At 63.3% G+C, this 15,065-nt stretch carries 18 protein-coding genes; 9 read left to right on the top strand and 9 right to left on the bottom strand.

Features of this window, described 5'->3' with window-relative positions; genetic code table 11:
- The first annotated feature begins 260 nt into the window (after window positions 1-260).
- Window positions 261-614, top strand: coding sequence for a hypothetical protein (locus EN884_RS05300; RefSeq protein WP_245265313.1), 354 nt, complete (start codon window positions 261-263; stop codon window positions 612-614).
- Window positions 615-719: 105 nt separating this feature from the next.
- On the opposite strand, the gene EN884_RS05305 is transcribed toward EN884_RS05300, so the two are convergent.
- Both EN884_RS05305 and glyS read right to left on the bottom strand, forming a co-directional pair.
- Complete coding sequence (locus EN884_RS05305; protein WP_063170186.1) at window positions 720-1,010, bottom strand: hypothetical protein; 291 nt, start codon at window positions 1,008-1,010, stop codon at window positions 720-722.
- Window positions 1,011-1,119: 109 nt separating this feature from the next.
- Window positions 1,120-3,240 carry a glycine--tRNA ligase subunit beta gene (glyS, locus tag EN884_RS05310; RefSeq protein ID WP_128360491.1) on the bottom strand — a complete coding sequence of 707 codons (2,121 nt, stop codon included), beginning with the start codon at window positions 3,238-3,240 and terminating at the stop codon, window positions 1,120-1,122.
- 226 nt (window positions 3,241-3,466) lie between these two features.
- On the opposite strand from glyS, the gene EN884_RS38540 reads away from it, so the two are divergent.
- Window positions 3,467-3,643, top strand: a complete 177-nt coding sequence (locus EN884_RS38540) for a hypothetical protein (RefSeq protein WP_164755492.1) — start codon at window positions 3,467-3,469, stop codon at window positions 3,641-3,643.
- A gap of 3 nt (window positions 3,644-3,646) precedes the next feature.
- Here the strand turns inward: EN884_RS38540 and EN884_RS05315 are convergent, their stop codons facing one another.
- On the bottom strand, window positions 3,647-4,567 hold the full coding sequence (locus EN884_RS05315) for a glycine--tRNA ligase subunit alpha (protein WP_174299093.1): 921 nt from the start codon (window positions 4,565-4,567) through the stop codon (window positions 3,647-3,649).
- A gap of 196 nt (window positions 4,568-4,763) precedes the next feature.
- On the opposite strand from EN884_RS05315, the gene EN884_RS05320 reads away from it, so the two are divergent.
- Window positions 4,764-5,225 carry a GNAT family N-acetyltransferase gene (locus EN884_RS05320; protein WP_024502644.1) on the top strand — a complete coding sequence of 154 codons (462 nt, stop codon included), beginning with the start codon at window positions 4,764-4,766 and terminating at the stop codon, window positions 5,223-5,225.
- A gap of 82 nt (window positions 5,226-5,307) precedes the next feature.
- On the opposite strand, the gene EN884_RS05325 is transcribed toward EN884_RS05320, so the two are convergent.
- The 5 genes from EN884_RS05325 to EN884_RS05345 all read right to left on the bottom strand — a co-directional run bounded on the left by EN884_RS05325 (window position 5,308) and on the right by EN884_RS05345 (window position 10,272).
- On the bottom strand, window positions 5,308-7,083 hold the full coding sequence (locus tag EN884_RS05325) for a tetratricopeptide repeat protein (protein WP_063167656.1): 1,776 nt from the start codon (window positions 7,081-7,083) through the stop codon (window positions 5,308-5,310).
- 257 nt (window positions 7,084-7,340) lie between these two features.
- Window positions 7,341-7,784, bottom strand: a complete 444-nt coding sequence (locus tag EN884_RS05330; protein ID WP_063167655.1) for a DUF1284 domain-containing protein — start codon at window positions 7,782-7,784, stop codon at window positions 7,341-7,343.
- Window positions 7,781-8,374, bottom strand: a complete 594-nt coding sequence (locus EN884_RS05335; protein ID WP_063167654.1) for a biotin transporter BioY — start codon at window positions 8,372-8,374, stop codon at window positions 7,781-7,783. The genes EN884_RS05330 and EN884_RS05335 overlap by 4 nt, the downstream gene beginning before the upstream one ends.
- A gap of 107 nt (window positions 8,375-8,481) precedes the next feature.
- Complete coding sequence (locus EN884_RS05340; protein WP_063167653.1) at window positions 8,482-9,150, bottom strand: GntR family transcriptional regulator; 669 nt, start codon at window positions 9,148-9,150, stop codon at window positions 8,482-8,484.
- A 105-nt stretch (window positions 9,151-9,255) separates the two neighbouring features.
- On the bottom strand, window positions 9,256-10,272 hold the full coding sequence (locus EN884_RS05345) for a polyprenyl synthetase family protein (RefSeq protein WP_013532830.1): 1,017 nt from the start codon (window positions 10,270-10,272) through the stop codon (window positions 9,256-9,258).
- A 200-nt stretch (window positions 10,273-10,472) separates the two neighbouring features.
- Between EN884_RS05345 and EN884_RS05350 the strand changes: the two genes are divergently transcribed.
- The 6 genes from EN884_RS05350 to moaB all read left to right on the top strand — a co-directional run bounded on the left by EN884_RS05350 (window position 10,473) and on the right by moaB (window position 14,170).
- A complete protein-coding gene (locus EN884_RS05350; RefSeq protein WP_063167652.1) occupies window positions 10,473-10,697 on the top strand; it encodes a DUF2007 domain-containing protein in 225 nt (74 codons plus the stop codon).
- Window positions 10,697-11,497 carry a methyltransferase gene (locus tag EN884_RS05355; RefSeq protein ID WP_013532832.1) on the top strand — a complete coding sequence of 267 codons (801 nt, stop codon included), beginning with the start codon at window positions 10,697-10,699 and terminating at the stop codon, window positions 11,495-11,497. Before EN884_RS05350 ends, EN884_RS05355 begins: the two co-directional genes overlap by 1 nt.
- Before the next feature lie 79 nt (window positions 11,498-11,576).
- Window positions 11,577-12,440, top strand: coding sequence for a S49 family peptidase (locus EN884_RS05360; protein WP_027164178.1), 864 nt, complete (start codon window positions 11,577-11,579; stop codon window positions 12,438-12,440).
- An 83-nt stretch (window positions 12,441-12,523) separates the two neighbouring features.
- The gene (locus tag EN884_RS05365) at window positions 12,524-12,709 is read left to right on the top strand and encodes a membrane protein (RefSeq protein WP_027164179.1); all 186 of its coding nucleotides are present in this window, start codon (window positions 12,524-12,526) and stop codon (window positions 12,707-12,709) included.
- 20 nt (window positions 12,710-12,729) lie between these two features.
- A complete protein-coding gene (locus EN884_RS05370; RefSeq protein ID WP_063167651.1) occupies window positions 12,730-13,629 on the top strand; it encodes a 4-(cytidine 5'-diphospho)-2-C-methyl-D-erythritol kinase in 900 nt (299 codons plus the stop codon).
- Window positions 13,616-14,170, top strand: a complete 555-nt coding sequence (moaB, locus tag EN884_RS05375; protein WP_024502637.1) for a molybdenum cofactor biosynthesis protein B — start codon at window positions 13,616-13,618, stop codon at window positions 14,168-14,170. Before EN884_RS05370 ends, moaB begins: the two co-directional genes overlap by 14 nt.
- Window positions 14,171-14,190: 20 nt before the next feature.
- Here the strand turns inward: moaB and EN884_RS05380 are convergent.
- Window positions 14,191-15,065: hypothetical protein (locus tag EN884_RS05380; RefSeq protein ID WP_128360492.1), on the bottom strand; the 875-nt coding region annotated here is incomplete at its 5' end.

The following is a 15,065-nucleotide window of genomic DNA, read 5'->3' on the forward strand; positions in this document are numbered from 1 at the left end:
CAGGGAACGCCGAGAACAAACCCGCCCCGCCGAGCGCTCCGGCCCCGGCAGCAGGGCAGCGCATGCCTCCCAACGGCTACACCAAGTAGCCTCGGCTCAAAGACAGCCGACATCGATGGCGTGACTTGACGGCGATCTGGCGCCCGGCGCACCATTGCCAGGCAGTCCCCGTTCCAGGCATTTCTGGCAGACGGGATTTCATCACTAGGGGTAAAGGGGGGGCCATGAGAAAATCTGGAATCGTAACCGGAGCAGGCCTATTGCTGGCGTCACTGCTTGGCGTCGTCGCGGCTCATGCCGACGACATGCTGGGATCCTATGTCGCGCGCATTTCCGATCGCGACCATCAGGCGAGTGACGGCTATGCGCTGGACAATGCCGCGCAGATGGTGCGGCAGGACCGCGCCAACTGGCACAAATTCCACCGCCGTGACAGCGACGACGAGGCTGATGGCTGGTTCAGGACCAACGACCAGCGCGCCGACCTGCAGCGCATGCTGGAACGCGGCGGCGCGATGAGTTCCTCGACCAAGCGCGCCATCGTCAATGGCGAACCGCTGATCCAGGTCGACGTCTACGAAAACAGCGTGCGCGTCAGCATTCTCGAGAACTGACGGGCCGTCGCCGGGGCGGCTGACAGTCGGCTTCGGGGACGGCTGATAGCAAAAGGCGGCGCCTCGGCGCCGCCTTGCCATCGATAGACTCGGCGGCTGAAAAGATCAGGCCGCTTCTTCCTTGTCGTCGTCTTCTTCTTCGGACTCGTCGCCTTCAGCCTTCACGCTGTCCTCGGCGTCGTCTTCGTCCTCGTCTTCATCTTCGTCGTCATCCGAGAGCGTGGCAGCTTCGGTGGACTCTTCGCCTTCTTCATCGTCGCCGTCTTCGTCGTCATCAGACAGGTCAGCGGCTTCGATCGCTGCGGCGGCGGCATGATCGAGAATGGTTTCGGAAGCGGATTCAAGCGCCTCGGCGGGAGTTTCTTCTGTCACTTCGATTTCGTGATCGGAATTCATGGAAGCCTCCGTGGGGTTGGGGAACATGTCCCTTTTGCCACGGAGAGATCATCGCCATATGACTGTAAGCCGGCTCGAACGGCCGGTAGCAGAGAATATTTTCTTCGCCTTAACCTGCGATCCTGGAGAAATCCGCGACCTGACCGGTGGCCGTGCGGATGCGGGCGAGCAGCGCCAGGCGGTTGGCACGCACCGCCTGATCCTCATCGTTTACAAGAACATGCTCAAAGAATGAATCAACCGGCTCGCGCAACACGCTAAGCGCCAGCAAGGCGCCGGAAAAATCATCGTTTTGAATCGCTTCGCCGGCTTGCTTCTCAGCCTGGTTCACCGCCGCAAACAGCGATTTCTCGGTATCCGCGCGAAACAGCGCCGGCTCAACGGTTTCGGCGACCGCCGTTTTCTTTTTCTCCTCGGCAGCCAGAATGTTGGCCGCGCGCTTAGTGCCGGCGAGCAGGTTCTTGCCGTCCTCGGTGTCGAGGAAGGCGCCGAGCGCCTCGACGCGGCGGACGATCTGCAAGAGGTCGTCGGACTGCGGCGTGATGACGGCATCGATGAGATCGTGCCGGGCGCCCTGATCGCGGAGGTAGACTTTCAGGCGGTCGTGGAAGAAGGACAGAAGGTCAGACGCTTTCCCGACGATGGCTGCCAGCGCCAGTCGAATATCATGCTCGACCAATATTCTAACCACACCCAGCGCCGCTCTACGCAGCGCATAGGGATCCTTCGACCCAGTCGGCTTTTCGTCGATTGCCCAGAAACCGACCAGCGTATCGAGCTTATCGGCAAGCGCCACTGTGATCGAAACCGGATCGCTCGATACGCGATCGGACGGGCCTTGCGGCTTGTAGTGTTCCTCCGCTGCAGCGGCGACCGATGCATGCTCGCCCTGAAGCAGCGCATATTTGCGGCCCATGGCGCCTTGCAGTTCCGGGAACTCGCCGACGACTTCGGTGGTGAGATCTGCCTTGGCCAAGACGGCAGCGCGGCGCGCGAGTGCGGGATCGGCGCCGACTGTCGGAGCCAGTTCTTCCGCCAATCGCTTGATCCGCTCCACCCGTTCGCCCTGCGTGCCGAGCTTGGCGTGGAAAGTCACGCCGAGATGGTCGAGGCGGGCCATGCGCTGGTCGAGAGGCTTCTTGAGATCAAGCCCGAATTTTTCCGCCGATGCCTCGAGCTCAGCCAGGTCAGGCAAATCGCCCTGGTCGGTCGTCCAGAAATAAAGCGCGTCGGACAGACGGGCGCGCACCACCTTGCCGTTGCCGTGGGCGATCTCCTTGCCGCCATCCCTGGCTTCGATGTTGGCGGTTAGAATGAAGCGATTGGAAAGCGCGTCGTCGACACCCTGCGGCCGCGTCACAAAGCACTTCTGGTTGGCGCGGATGGTCAGTCGGATCACTTCGGCTGGAATGGCAAGGAATGCCTCCTCGAACTCGCCCATCAGCACGACCGGCCATTCGACCAGTCCGGACACCTCCTCCAGCAGCCCTTCGTCCTCGACCAGATCGAGCCCGTTGGCGAAGGCGAGATTGCGGGCGTCGGCAAGGATGATCTCCTTGCGGCGGTCGGCATCGAGCACGACCTTGGCCGCTTCCAGTTTGGAAACATAGTCGTCGAAGCGGCGCACCATGATCGCATCAGGCGCATGGAAGCGGTGGCCATAGGTGATGTTGCCGGAGCGGATGCCGTCGATCTCGAAATCGACCACGACCGGCTCCTCTGTCTCCGGGCCGAACGTGCACAGGATCGATTGCAGCGGGCGCACCCAGCGCAATGAACCTGGCTTGGCCGAGGCCGGCCCCCAGCGCATCGATTTCGGCCACGGGAAATTGCGGATGATATCAGGCACCAGGTCCGCGATGATCTGTTCGGCCGCCCTGCCCGGCTTCGAAATGTGGGCGACATAAAAATCGCCCTTCTTCGGATCGGAATGGACATGCGCCTCGGCGATCGAGGAAAGTCCGGCCTTGCGCAGGAAGCCCTGGACCGCCTGTTCGGGCGCCGATGTCGAAGGCCCCTTGATCTCTTCGTTTATATCCTTCGAGCGCGCGGTGAGACCCCTGATGTCGAGGGTCAGCCGCCGCGGCGTCCAGTACTCGCGCGCCGCCTCATAGGTCAGCCCCGCCTCGACCAGGCCGTCAGTCAGCATCTTCCTGAGATCGCCAGCCGCCTTGCGCTGCATGCGGGCGGGAATCTCTTCCGAGCGGAGTTCTAGAAGCAGGTCAGGCATGGATGGGGCTCACGCGGCAAAATGGTCCGGGCGGGGGCATAGCAACTCGGCTGGCCGCTGTCACCCTTTCCGCACGGGGATCGCCGATTTGCGCCCGTTTCCAGAAATTTTGGCCATCCTGTCGGGACGAGACCGCGCCACCCGTCCTTGGATCAAAGATTTCCATGAACCGAACGCAGCGCTGAAGCGACCCACGCTCAGGCAGGGAACATTTGGCTCAACGACCATGAAAACGGCATCCAGACTTCTGCAGATCCTCGCACTCGGCGCCTGCTTCACCGCGCAGGCTCACGGTGCCTTCTCGATGCCGGGCGTTCGACAGGCATTGCGCACAATCGACGGTGCCAGCAGCCAGAACATACTGCCGATCAAAGCTTCCTTCGAGATGATGAAGCGGGCCTGAGACTCAGGCCGCCAGGCCACCCGCCTGCGTCTTCAAAAACGCCTCACCGCAGGCCTTCGCCAGATTGCGCACCCGCAGGATGTAGCTCTGCCGTTCGGTGACCGAAATCACGCCGCGCGCGTCAAGCAGGTTGAAGACATGGCTGGCCTTGATGCACTGATCATAGGCCGGGAAAACCATGCGGTGCATCGGCAGATTGTCGTTCGATGCCGGCGCGCCGGCATCGAGCAGCGCCTTGCATTCGGTCTCGGCGTCCTCGAAGTGGCGCAGAAGCATCGCCGTGTTGGCGTGTTCGAAATTGTGGCGCGAATATTCCTGCTCGGCCTGCAGGAAGACATCGCCATAGGTGACCTTGTCGGCGCCTTCCCGGCCGTTGAAATTGAGGTCGTAGACATTGTCGACGCCCTGCACATACATGGCCAGCCGCTCCAGCCCGTAGGTGAGTTCGCCGGCCACCGGTGCGCATTCGATACCGCAGACCTGCTGGAAATAGGTGAACTGCGAGACTTCCATGCCGTCGCACCAGCATTCCCAGCCGAGACCCCAGGCGCCCAGCGTCGGGCTTTCCCAATCATCCTCGACGAAGCGGATGTCGTGCAGCAGCGGATCGACGCCGATCGCCGCCAGCGAGCCGAGATAGAGTTCCTGCAAGTTGGGCGGGTTCGGCTTCAGGATCACCTGGTACTGGTAATAATGCTGCAGCCGGTTCGGGTTCTCGCCATAACGCCCGTCCTTGGGGCGGCGCGAGGGCTGGACATAGGCAGCGTTCCAGCGTTTCGGGCCGAGCGCGCGCAGCGTCGTTGCCGGATGAAAGGTGCCGGCGCCGACTTCCATGTCGTAGGGTTGCAGGATGACGCAGCCATAGGCCGCCCAATAGTTGTGCAAGGTCAGGATCAGCCCCTGGAACGAGCGGCTGGGATGCATATGGGCGGGGATTTCAATTGTCACGGGTGGCCTCGACAGCACAGGCTAGCTTGCCGGCACGTCCTAGAGACACGGCGGCGAAGCGTCAAGCAAAGCACGACGATGCGGTTGCGCCGACATTATGGAGCTGGCCCATTGCCCATCTCTCGGGCCTGCGCTCTGTTCGCCTGTGCAGCAACGACAACAGGTTTCAGCCATGCCCAGCCCGATCGTCATCCGCCCCGTTGCGCGACAGGATTTCGAGCAATGGCTGCCGCTGTGGGACGGCTACAATGCATTTTATGGCCGCTCGGGCGAAACGGCCCTGCCGGGTGAGATTACCCAGATGACATGGTCGCGTTTCTTCGATGCCTATGAGCCGGTCCACGCGCTGGTGGCCGAAAGCGAGGGACGGCTTCTCGGCCTCGTGCATTATCTCTTCCATCGCAGCACCACGGCGATCGCGCCGAATTGCTATCTGCAGGACCTTTTCACCACGCAGGCATCGCGTGGCAAAGGCATCGGACGGGCGCTGATCGAGGGCGTCTACGAGCGTGCCCAGGCGGCCGGCTCAGGCCGGGTATACTGGCTGACGCATGAGACCAATCACACGGCGATGAAGCTTTACGACAAGGTCGCCGAACACTCCGGCTTTGTCGTCTATCGCAAGCTCTTCTGAGGCAGCCAACCGAATACGCGGTTCAAACGAAAACGGGACTTCTGAAAAGAGCCCCGTTTGCGTTGAATTCAAATGGCTGACTTCATCCCTTCGGGGCGGGCACCGGCTCCGGCTTGACCTTCGGGGTCTCCTGCGCCGTGTTGGATTCGATCGGCGGCAGGCCCTTCATCAGCTTCTGCTGCAAGTTGGCCAGCACATCGGGATCCGGCTTCAGGTCGCGAGCCTGGTTCCACTGGAAGGTGGCTTCCAGCTTGCGGCCGACGCGCCAGTAGGCGTCGCCGAGGTGATCGTTGAGAACCGGATCTTCCGGCTTAAGCGACACGGCGCGTTCCATTTCGCGCACCGCGTCATCGAACCTGCCGAGGCGGAAATAGGCCCAACCCAGCGAATCGACGATGTAACCGTCGCTCGGCCTGAGGTCGACGGCCTTTTGAATCATCGCCAGCCCTTCCTTGAGATTCATGTTCATGTCGACCCAGGAATAGCCGAGATAATTCAGCACCTGCGGCTGGTCGGGGAACAGTTCCAGCGCCTTGCGGAAGTTCGGCTCGGCCTTGGGCCATTCCTTCAGGCGCTCATAGGCGATGCCGCGCTGGTAGAAGATGTTCCAGTTGGCTGCGGTCGGCGTCTTCAGCGCCTCGACAGCCTTGTCGTAGAGTGTGGCGGCCGAACGGAAATCCTCCTTCGAGGAATAGACGCCACCGAGCGCCAGATAGGCGCGCATGTCATTGGGATGGGCGTCGACGAAAGCCTTCAGATGAGTGATCGCTTCTTCGTGACGGTCGAGATCGGCAAGGTTGAGGCCGAGCTGCAGGTCCGAAAGCTCCTTCAGCGGCGAACCGGCGGGGATCCGGCGATAGAGCGCGATGGCGCCTTCGCCGTCCTTCAATTGCTCGGACACGGCAGCGAGTTGCACAAGGGCAGCGTCGCTATCAGGCTTCAAAGCAAGCGCATATTGCAGATAGAGGCGCACGAAGGGCTCGCCGCCGCCACGGTTGAGCGCGGTGGCGAGGTCGAGCAGGATTTCGGAGGCGCCATCGGATGGGCCGGCCACCAGGGGCGCAATCTTGTCGCCTTTTGCAATTCGGTCGCGCAAGGCGACGATTTCCAGCTTGCCAGGCGAAAACGCCTCGGCCTGATCGAGCACCGACAGCGCCTTGGTCTTGTCGCCCTTGCGGGCCAGGAACGAGGCGTAGGCCTGGGCGTTGCGCATCCAGGTTTCGGGAGCGGCACCACCGGCGGCGGTATCCTGCATGGTCGCGGCGTAGATCGCCTCGGCCTTTTCGGGCATGCCGGATGCATCAGCGATCAGGGCGCGGTGGAACGACTTGAACAGGCCGAACCAATCCGGCCCCTGCAGCTTGTCGATGGACGCCATCGCATCGGCAGGCTCGCCGGCGCCTTGCTGCGCCCAGCCGGACATCACCCCGGAGATCAGCCGGTCGAGATCGGATTCCAGCGACAGCTTGAGCCAGTACTGCGCCTTGGTGAAATCCTTCTTGTGGAAGGAATCGACGGCGAGCGCCAGCCGAGAGAAACGCTCGATGTCAGGCACTTCCTTGAGCTTGTCGGCATAGACCAGGGATTCGTCGAAGCGCCCTTGCGCGATCAGCGACAGCATCAGGCTCTGCTGCAGGCCGGTGTCGCTCGGGTCGAAGGCCAATGCTTGCTTGTAGTAGGCGATGGCGCTGTCGAGGTCGTTATCGCCTTCGGCGATCCGGGCTGCCAGATAGGCGCCCGAAAACGACGTGATCTTGACCGGTTCGGTGGTTTGCTTGGCATAGGCCGGCAAAGCCGAGATCGCCATGCCTGTCACAATTGCCAGCCTTGTCAGCCAGCGCGCACGTCCTTGCCGCATCGTATCCCTTTCAGCCAGGCGCCATCTCCGCGTCAGCGGGATCGGCGTAGACTCGATCTTTCCAGGCAAAGCATGGCCTTTTTGGGGTCGCGCTTCAATCCGCCTCGAATTCACAATCCGGGCACCCGATTAACAAATCATGGCGACAGGCACCAATTTTCCGCTCTTGGGATTTCGGCCATGGCCCTACGCGGCGCCGAATATATCACAGATTCGACGCTGAGGCTCCGCTTCGACCGCCAAGGCTCGGGCCAATATCAGCCCTTGCCTGGCGAGGCAGACCGTTGCACCAGCGTGTCGCTGTAGCCGCCGGCCGCTATCGTGCTGCACAGTTCGTTCCATTCGCAGCCGCCGCAGGCCTTGCGTACAAGGCCAGCCGAAAACGCCTGCCGCATCCGGCCCAGCATCGCCGTGTCGAGATCAACACAGGTGCCGACCTGGATTGGCCGTGCCAACAATTCTTCCACGTCCTGCGCGGCGAGCCGGTCCCGCTCGACGACGCTCTCGTTGAGGCAGTGCGGTTCCGGCTCGTCGAGCAACGGGGCGCAGACATCGTCTGGGCCGGAAACGAGGAGGACGTCCTCGCCCCGGCTCAGGCGCTCCGCTACGCGATCATAATTGGCGGTGAAGGCGGGGCTGTATCCCTTGCCCACATAGGTGAGCAGGCAAAGGAGGTGATGGGCGCGCAGCCTGATCGTCACGGATTGACCAGCTTGGCCTTGCCGCCGCGAAGCGCCATGAGCGTCGCGGCACCCAGCGCCGACTTGAGCAAGCCGCCGACGATGAACGGCAGGAAGCCGAAGGTAACGGCCTGTTCGGCTCCAATCATGACGGCAAGCCATGCTGTGCCCAGCACAAGGCAGGCAAGGTTGCCAAGCAGCATGGCGACGAAGGCAAGCATCACCCTTTTGCCGTTCCAGCCGCGTTCGGCCAGCCAGCCGACCAGTGCGCCGACAAGCGGGAAGGCGAAGAGATAGCCAGCCGTCGGCCCGACGAAATGCGCCGCACCCGCTGCCCCTCCGGACAGAACGGGAAAGCCGACCGCACCCTCGACCAGCCAGGCGGCGATGGTGAGCGCGCCAAGCCGCCAGCCATAGAGCGCGCCGACCAATGTCACGGCGAAGGTCTGCATCGTCACCGGGACCGGCACCATCGGCACTTCGACGTAGGATGACAGCGCCAGGAACAGGGTGCCGAGCACAACGGCTCCAATCTGCCAGGCAAGAGAACGATCCTGGAGCCGGAGCGGGCTGAACGACGGCTTGCTGGACGAGAATGCGACGTCTGTCATTGGGATTCCTTCGATCGATTTCAAATTATAGATAATTTCTGTTTTCGATCTATTATCGAATCCACACTTCCCTGGAGATTGCAAGCCCTGGCTTTGGCGGAGGCCGTCTAACCTACGATGGCGAAGGCTTCGCGCGTCGTTCCGGAAGCCGTCCTGACCGGCTTGCGGCCAATCCATTGGACGTGCCGCCCCAGTGTGACGGCCGCCGATTCGGTGTTTCCCTGCCGCAAGGCGGCGAGGATCGCGCGATGGTCCTGATCGGTGCGTGTCTCCCACTCCGAGCGCCATGCCGCGAACAGGAAACGGGCGCTTGCCGCGTGCAGATCGTTGATGGTGGCGAGCAGGCGCGGCATGCCACATGGCGACAGGATCAAGCGGTGGAAGGCGCGGTTGGCCTCTTCCCACGACCGGACATCGCGGGACTTGTCGCCAGCCTTGGACGCCTCCTCGGCGAGATCGAGAATGGCCGATGTCAGATGCGGCGCCGCGTGGCGCAGCGCCAGCACTTCAAGGGCGGCGCGCATTTCGGCGACTTCCTTGACCTCGCCCAGGTCGAAAGACGCGACACGCACGCCGCGGCGCGGTTCGCCGATGGCCAGCCCTTGCGCCTCGAGGCGGCGGAAGGCCTCGCGCACCGGAACATGGCTGGTTTGGAATTCCTCGGCGATGTGATCCTGCCGAAGCCTGGCCCCCGGCTCGATCGCACCGGAAATGATGCGGTCCGCCAGAACCTTGCTGATGCGCACCGCGATGGTGTCGTCTGTGCCCTTTGCCATGTTTTATAGATAATTTGCGGCAGGGCGGCTTGTCGAGACGGCGGGACCGAATTCCTAAACTTCCTCTTAGCGCAGGCCAGAGATAGCGTCGCGAAAGTCCAGCCTTTAGTTGACCCGGCTGATGCAGAAATCGATGACGTCGATCAGCGCCGATTTCTGCGGCGTCGCTTCGAGCGGCGCCAGCGCGTCGCGGGCAATCTCGCCGAAATGGCGCGCGCGTCCGATCGTGTCGGCAATGGCGCCGTGGCGGGTCATCAGGCCGGTCGCCTTTTCCAGGCCGGCGTCATCGGCGACATTGTCCTCGATGGCGCGCTTCCAGAAGGTGCGCTCGGCCTTGGTGCCGCGCCGATAGGCGAGAATGACCGGAAGCGTCACCTTGCCCTCGCGGAAATCGTCGCCGACGTTCTTGCCGAGATCCTTGCTGGTGCCGCCATAGTCCAGCGCGTCGTCGATCAGCTGGAAGGCCAGGCCGAGATTCATGCCATAGGAGCGCAGCGCCGCACGATCGTTGCGCGTCGCCTGGGCGATGACCGGGCCGACCTCGGCAGCAGCCGAAAAAAGTGCGGCGGTCTTGGCCTTGATGACGGCGAAATGCTCGTCCTCGGTGGTTTCGAGGTTCTTGGCGGCGGCAAGCTGCATGACCTCGCCCTCGGCGATGATCGAGGCTGCACTCGACAGGATGTCGAGCGCCTCGAGCGAGCCGACATCGACCATCATGCGGAAAGCCTGGCCGAGCAGGAAGTCGCCGACCAGCACGCTTGCCTGGTTGCCCCAGATCATGCGGGCGGTCTTCTTGCCGCGGCGCATGCCGCTCTCGTCGACGACATCGTCGTGCAGAAGCGTCGCGGTGTGCATGAATTCGACGGAGGTGGCGAGCTTGACGTGGCCCTCGCCGGCATAGCCGAACATCTGGGCTGCGGCCAGCGTCAGCATCGGCCGCAGCCGTTTGCCGCCGGACGAGATCAGATGGTTGGCGACCTCCGGGATCATCTCGACGTCGGAGCCGGCCTTGGACAGGATCAATTCATTGACGCGCCCCATATCGGCGGCAGTCAGATCGATCAGATCCTTGATGGAGGCGGGCTCCCGCTTCCCGTTTTCGATGTTGAGAACGACACCCACGACAATCACTCCCGTCTTGGTATAGAGCGTGCGACGGCACCCTTAGTCCCTGTATGGACTCTAGGGCGGCGGACATGGGCACGGCAAGTGGCGAATTGGCGCGGCGGCGGCGACAGAATGTCAACGACCCCAAGGGAACGGCTCTGCCCCGGAATCCCCTGCCCGTTTACATCAATAGCGCAAACTGCGAGTTTCATACGATGATAGAACTAGTCCGCACCAACGATGCCGTGATCATTTCCTTTGTCGAATCGCTGATGCGCGACGCCGGCATTGCCTGCTTTGTCGCCGACCAGAATATGAGCATTCTCGAAGGGTCGATCGGTCTTTTGCAGAAGCGCGTCATGGTCGACGCCGACCAGGCCGACGCGGCACGGCGCATCCTCAGGGATGCCGGCATCGCCAACGAAATCCGCGGAAAATAATGTCCGCCGCGCCCGCCGCCCTTGTCCCGGACACGCCGGCCCATACGGTCGACGCTTTCCATCGCGGCCGGTTCTGGCTGGTGCAGCCCAAGCAAGGCGGTCATCGCGCCGGCATGGATGCGATGATGCTGGCGGCCTCCGTGCCGTCCTCTCTTGCCGGTCGTCTCGCCGATTTCGGTGCCGGTGCCGGGGCCGCCGGCCTGGCGGTGCTGTCGCGCTGCCCGGCCGCTGAGGCGGTGCTTGTCGAACGCGCGCCGGAAATGGCGGCCTTCGCGGCAGCCACCCTTGCCCATCCCGGCAATGCCCATCTGAGCGATCGCGCCTCCGTGCTGGTCGCCGATGTCACCGTATCGGGCCGGGCGCGGGCGGCCGCCGGCCTCGCCGACAATGATTTCGACTTCGTCATCATGAACCCGCCCTTCAACGCTCCCCGGGACCGCGCCTCCCCCGATCGCCTCAGAAAAGAGGCCCATGTCATGGAGGACGGGGTGTTCGAGAGCTGGATCCGCAGTGCGGCGGCGGTGGTCAGGCCGCGCGGCGGGCTTGCCGTGATCGCCCGCCCCGAACAGCTCGGCGCCATTCTCGATGCGATCGCAGGGCGCTTCGGCGATGCCGAAATGCTCGCCGTCCACCCTCGCCCAGACGCCGCGGCAATCCGCATCGTTGTGCGGGCAGCGCTCGGGGCACGGGGAAAGCTTGCCATCCGCCCGCCCCTGATGCTGCACGCGCAATCAGGCAACGGCCCTGACGAGCGCAGCGAAATGATTACCAACGGCCTCGCCTCGCTGTTTGGAGATTGAGCTATTCTGCCTGGCCACATTGCCGTTGGCCGGGAAATCCCTACATGCCTGCAACCTATCGACCGGAGACCGCGCCCTCGTGAAACGCCTTATCAACCGCCTGCTGCCGAAATCCTGGCGCTCCACCGTCGTCACAATTCCGGTCATCCGGCTGCACGGCACCATCATGGCAGGCGGTGGCCAGTTCCGGCCGAGCCTGTCGCTGGCCTCCACCGCTGGCCTCATTGAGAAGGCGTTTTCCTACGACGCCCCGGCAGTCGCCATCTCGATCAATTCGCCCGGCGGCTCGCCGGTGCAGTCGCGGCTGATCTTCAAGCGCATCCGTGACCTGGCCACGGAAAAGAACAGAAAGGTACTGGTCTTCGTCGAAGACGTGGCGGCGTCGGGTGGCTACATGATCGCGGTTGCCGGTGATGAGATCTTCGCCGACCCATCCTCCATCGTCGGGTCGATCGGCGTGGTCTCGGCTTCGTTCGGCTTCCCGGAACTGATGAAGAAGATCGGCATCGAGCGACGCGTCCACACCGCCGGCCAGAACAAGGCGGTGCTCGACCCGTTCAAGCCCGAGAAAAAGGAAGATGTCGAGCGGCTGAAGGCGCTGCAGCTCGAGGTGCACGGCACGTTCATCGACCTCGTCAAGGAGCGGCGCGGCGCGAAACTGAAAGACGACCCGGACCTGTTCACCGGCCTGTTCTGGACCGGCATCAAGGGCCTTGAACTCGGCCTGGTCGATGCGCTCGGCGACATGCGCACGGTGCTCAAGACCCGTTTCGGGGCGAAAACCCAGCTCAGGCTGATCACGACACCGCGCGGTTTCCTCAGCCGCTTCGGCCTGTTTGGCTCAAGCAAGGGCTTTTCAGCGCCCGAGATCGCAGGCGCTGCCGCCAGCGGCCTGATCGATGCGGCGGAAGAGCGCGCATTGTGGTCTCGCTTCGAGCTTTGAAAACCCGGCAAAAGCGTCTAGCATGAGAGCTTAACCGACCCGACCGGCCACCTTCGCCGGCCCAGCGTGGGAGGAGTTTTGGTATGCCGCAGATCATTTTCTTCACCGTCGTTGGCGTCGCCGCCTATTTCGGCTACCGCACCTTCATCCGCGAAGCCGAACGCGTGACCGCCAAGGTGCGGCGTACCGAAAAGCAGACGGCCAACGGCGCGATGGGCACTTTGGTCAAGGATCCGAAGACCGGCGAGTACCGGCTGGCCAAGGACTGAGCACCATTTCGCAGACCATTGTGGACACCGACATCGGGTCGCGTAGCTGGCACGCGCACGCCAAGATCAATCTTGCGCTGCATGTCACCGGCAGGCGCCCTGACGGCTATCATCTGATCGAGAGCCTGGCGGTGTTCACGCGGTTTGGCGACAGGGTCGAAATCGCGCCTGCCGACAGCGATGAATTTACCGTGTCCGGCCGCTACGCCCCGGCGGTTCCTCTCGACGCCAGCAATCTGGTGCCTAGGGCGCGCGATGCCCTGCGACAGGCGGTCGGGCACGAGAGAACACCGCCGGTCGCTATCCGGCTGGAAAAGAACCTGCCGGTCGCCTCCGGCGTCGGCGGCGGTTCGAGCGACGCGGCGACCGTGCTGCGCGGGCTGGTGGAGACATGGGGCCTGGATATAGACGGCGCAGAGCTGGCGCGGATCGGCCTCTCGCTCGGCGCCGATGTGCCGATGTGCCTGGCGGCCAGACCTCTGGTCGCGCGCGGCATCGGAGATGAACTGTCGATGGTGCCGGATTTTTCGGCGCTTGGCCTGGTGCTGGTCAATCCGGGCACCCCGGTCTCGACGGCGGACGTCTTTGCGGCGCTTTCCCGGCGCGACAATGAGGCCTTGCCGCCGCTGCCGCGCAGCATCGATTTTCATAGCCTGCGCAACTGGCTGGAGATCACCCGCAACGACCTCGAGCCCGCCGCGCTGGCGATGCAGCCGGCTATCGGCAGGGCGCTTTCCTGGCTGAACAAGGCCGGATCCGGTTTTTCACGGATGTCCGGGTCCGGCGCCACCTGCTTCGGCCTGTTCGAGACCGGCAATGTCGCCAAGCGCGCCGCCGCCGAAATCCGCGGCCGCCAGCCCGACTGGTTCGTCGCGGCGACGCGCAGCATCGCATCGGAGGTATCTGATGGCCAGAATTGACGAGAGCCGCTCCTTCATTCCCGTGCGCATCGCGGTGCTGACCGTTTCAGATACGCGCAGCCTCGCCGACGACAAATCCGGCCAGACGCTGGCCGACCGCATCACCGAGGCCGGCCATATGCTGGCGGCCCGCGATATCGTCACCGACGATCGGGAAAAAATCCGCGACACGGTTCTGGCGTGGTCGCGGGACAAGAATATCGATGTCGTCATCACCACCGGCGGCACCGGTTTCACCGGCCGTGACGTGACGCCGGACGCGCTGGAGCCGATCTTCGAAAAGCGCATGGATGGCTTTTCGGAAGTGTTCCACCGGATCTCCTACGACAAGATCGGCACCTCGACGATCCAGAGCCGGGCGACCGGCGGCGTCGTCAACGCCACCTTCGTCTTCGTGCTGCCGGGTTCGCCAGGCGCCTGCAAGGACGCGTGGGACGGCATCCTGAAGGCACAGCTCGACTACCGGCATATGCCGTGCAACTTCGTCGAGATCATGCCGCGCCTGGACGAGCATTTGCGGCGCGGCAAATCAGCTCCGTAAAGCCGAGGCAAGCGTCGCTCTCAGCGGATGACCGGCTCGCCATGAAACCGCCGGCGCGACGGCGGCGAGACGCCGAAGCCGACTTCCATCATCAGTCGGGGCGTGCGTGCCGGCACGGTGCCCATATGGAAGCCAAAAGGGTCCTCGACGAAACCGAGACCGGCCTCGCCGGTCAGCGTCACCGGGCTCTGCTCGCCATAGACATCCAGGACCTGTTGCGCGGGGTGGCCAACCAGAAGCGTGAGCTGGTGCTTGAGGCTGCGGCGCTTGTGGCTGCCCCTGACATAGACATGCGGACCGGTGTCGGCGTCGACCGGCTTGAGGTAGAAGAAGAATTTCAGCATGCGCCAATCATCGAGGTCGAAATGATACTTGCCGAGCGAGGCGAGGTTCTTGTCGGCATCCGAAGCGGCACCGGTTAGAAAACTCCACCAGACGCGCGTCGTGATCAGTTTTGCCTGGCCGCCGAGATAGTGCGCGGCAATATCCAGAAGCAGCGGATCGCGCTGGATGGCAAGCGCCGCCGGGCAGTCGAGGATGCGCTCGAAAAAATGCCCGCTGAGCAGCGAGCGGCCAAGGCGTTTCTCGGCCTCGGCATGTTCCCCCGGCATGAATTCGAGACGGCGGTCGAAATTGCCGAAGCAAGGCGTGCGCCCGGCGAAGTCGGCGATCTCTTCATGGATATCAGGCGGCAGGACCAAGCCTGAGAACAGCCCGTCGGAGCGCAACGCATCGACGACCGCTCCCCGTTCGACACCGGCAAACATCGTATCCCCGGCATTGGCGACCGGGCGGGCGCGTTTTGCGCCCAGCCAATGCATGCGGCGTCCAGGCATTGTGCGCGCCAGCACGAACATCGGCAGCCAGGCGGGGTTTTCGCGCAGGTCCTTGAGAT

The sequence above is a fragment of the Mesorhizobium sp. M7A.F.Ca.AU.001.01.1.1 genome (genome assembly GCF_004022735.1).
Lineage (GTDB): Bacteria > Pseudomonadota > Alphaproteobacteria > Rhizobiales > Rhizobiaceae > Mesorhizobium > Mesorhizobium ciceri.

Excerpts from the sequence above, each read along its gene's own strand:
- EN884_RS05305 (WP_063170186.1), bottom strand. The coding sequence starts at position 1,010 with ATGAATTCCGATCACGAAATCGAAGTGACAGAAGAAACTCCCGCCGAG.
- glyS (WP_128360491.1), bottom strand. The coding sequence starts at position 3,240 with ATGCCTGACCTGCTTCTAGAACTCCGCTCGGAAGAGATTCCCGCCCGC.
- EN884_RS38540 (WP_164755492.1), top strand. The coding sequence starts at position 3,467 with ATGAAAACGGCATCCAGACTTCTGCAGATCCTCGCACTCGGCGCCTGC.
- EN884_RS05315 (WP_174299093.1), bottom strand. The coding sequence starts at position 4,567 with ATGCATCCCAGCCGCTCGTTCCAGGGGCTGATCCTGACCTTGCACAAC.
- EN884_RS05320 (WP_024502644.1), top strand. The coding sequence starts at position 4,764 with ATGCCCAGCCCGATCGTCATCCGCCCCGTTGCGCGACAGGATTTCGAG.
- EN884_RS05325 (WP_063167656.1), bottom strand. The coding sequence starts at position 7,083 with ATGCGGCAAGGACGTGCGCGCTGGCTGACAAGGCTGGCAATTGTGACA.
- EN884_RS05335 (WP_063167654.1), bottom strand. The coding sequence starts at position 8,374 with ATGACAGACGTCGCATTCTCGTCCAGCAAGCCGTCGTTCAGCCCGCTC.
- EN884_RS05340 (WP_063167653.1), bottom strand. The coding sequence starts at position 9,150 with ATGGCAAAGGGCACAGACGACACCATCGCGGTGCGCATCAGCAAGGTT.
- EN884_RS05350 (WP_063167652.1), top strand. The coding sequence starts at position 10,473 with ATGATAGAACTAGTCCGCACCAACGATGCCGTGATCATTTCCTTTGTC.
- EN884_RS05355 (WP_013532832.1), top strand. The coding sequence starts at position 10,697 with ATGTCCGCCGCGCCCGCCGCCCTTGTCCCGGACACGCCGGCCCATACG.
- EN884_RS05365 (WP_027164179.1), top strand. The coding sequence starts at position 12,524 with ATGCCGCAGATCATTTTCTTCACCGTCGTTGGCGTCGCCGCCTATTTC.
- moaB (WP_024502637.1), top strand. The coding sequence starts at position 13,616 with ATGGCCAGAATTGACGAGAGCCGCTCCTTCATTCCCGTGCGCATCGCG.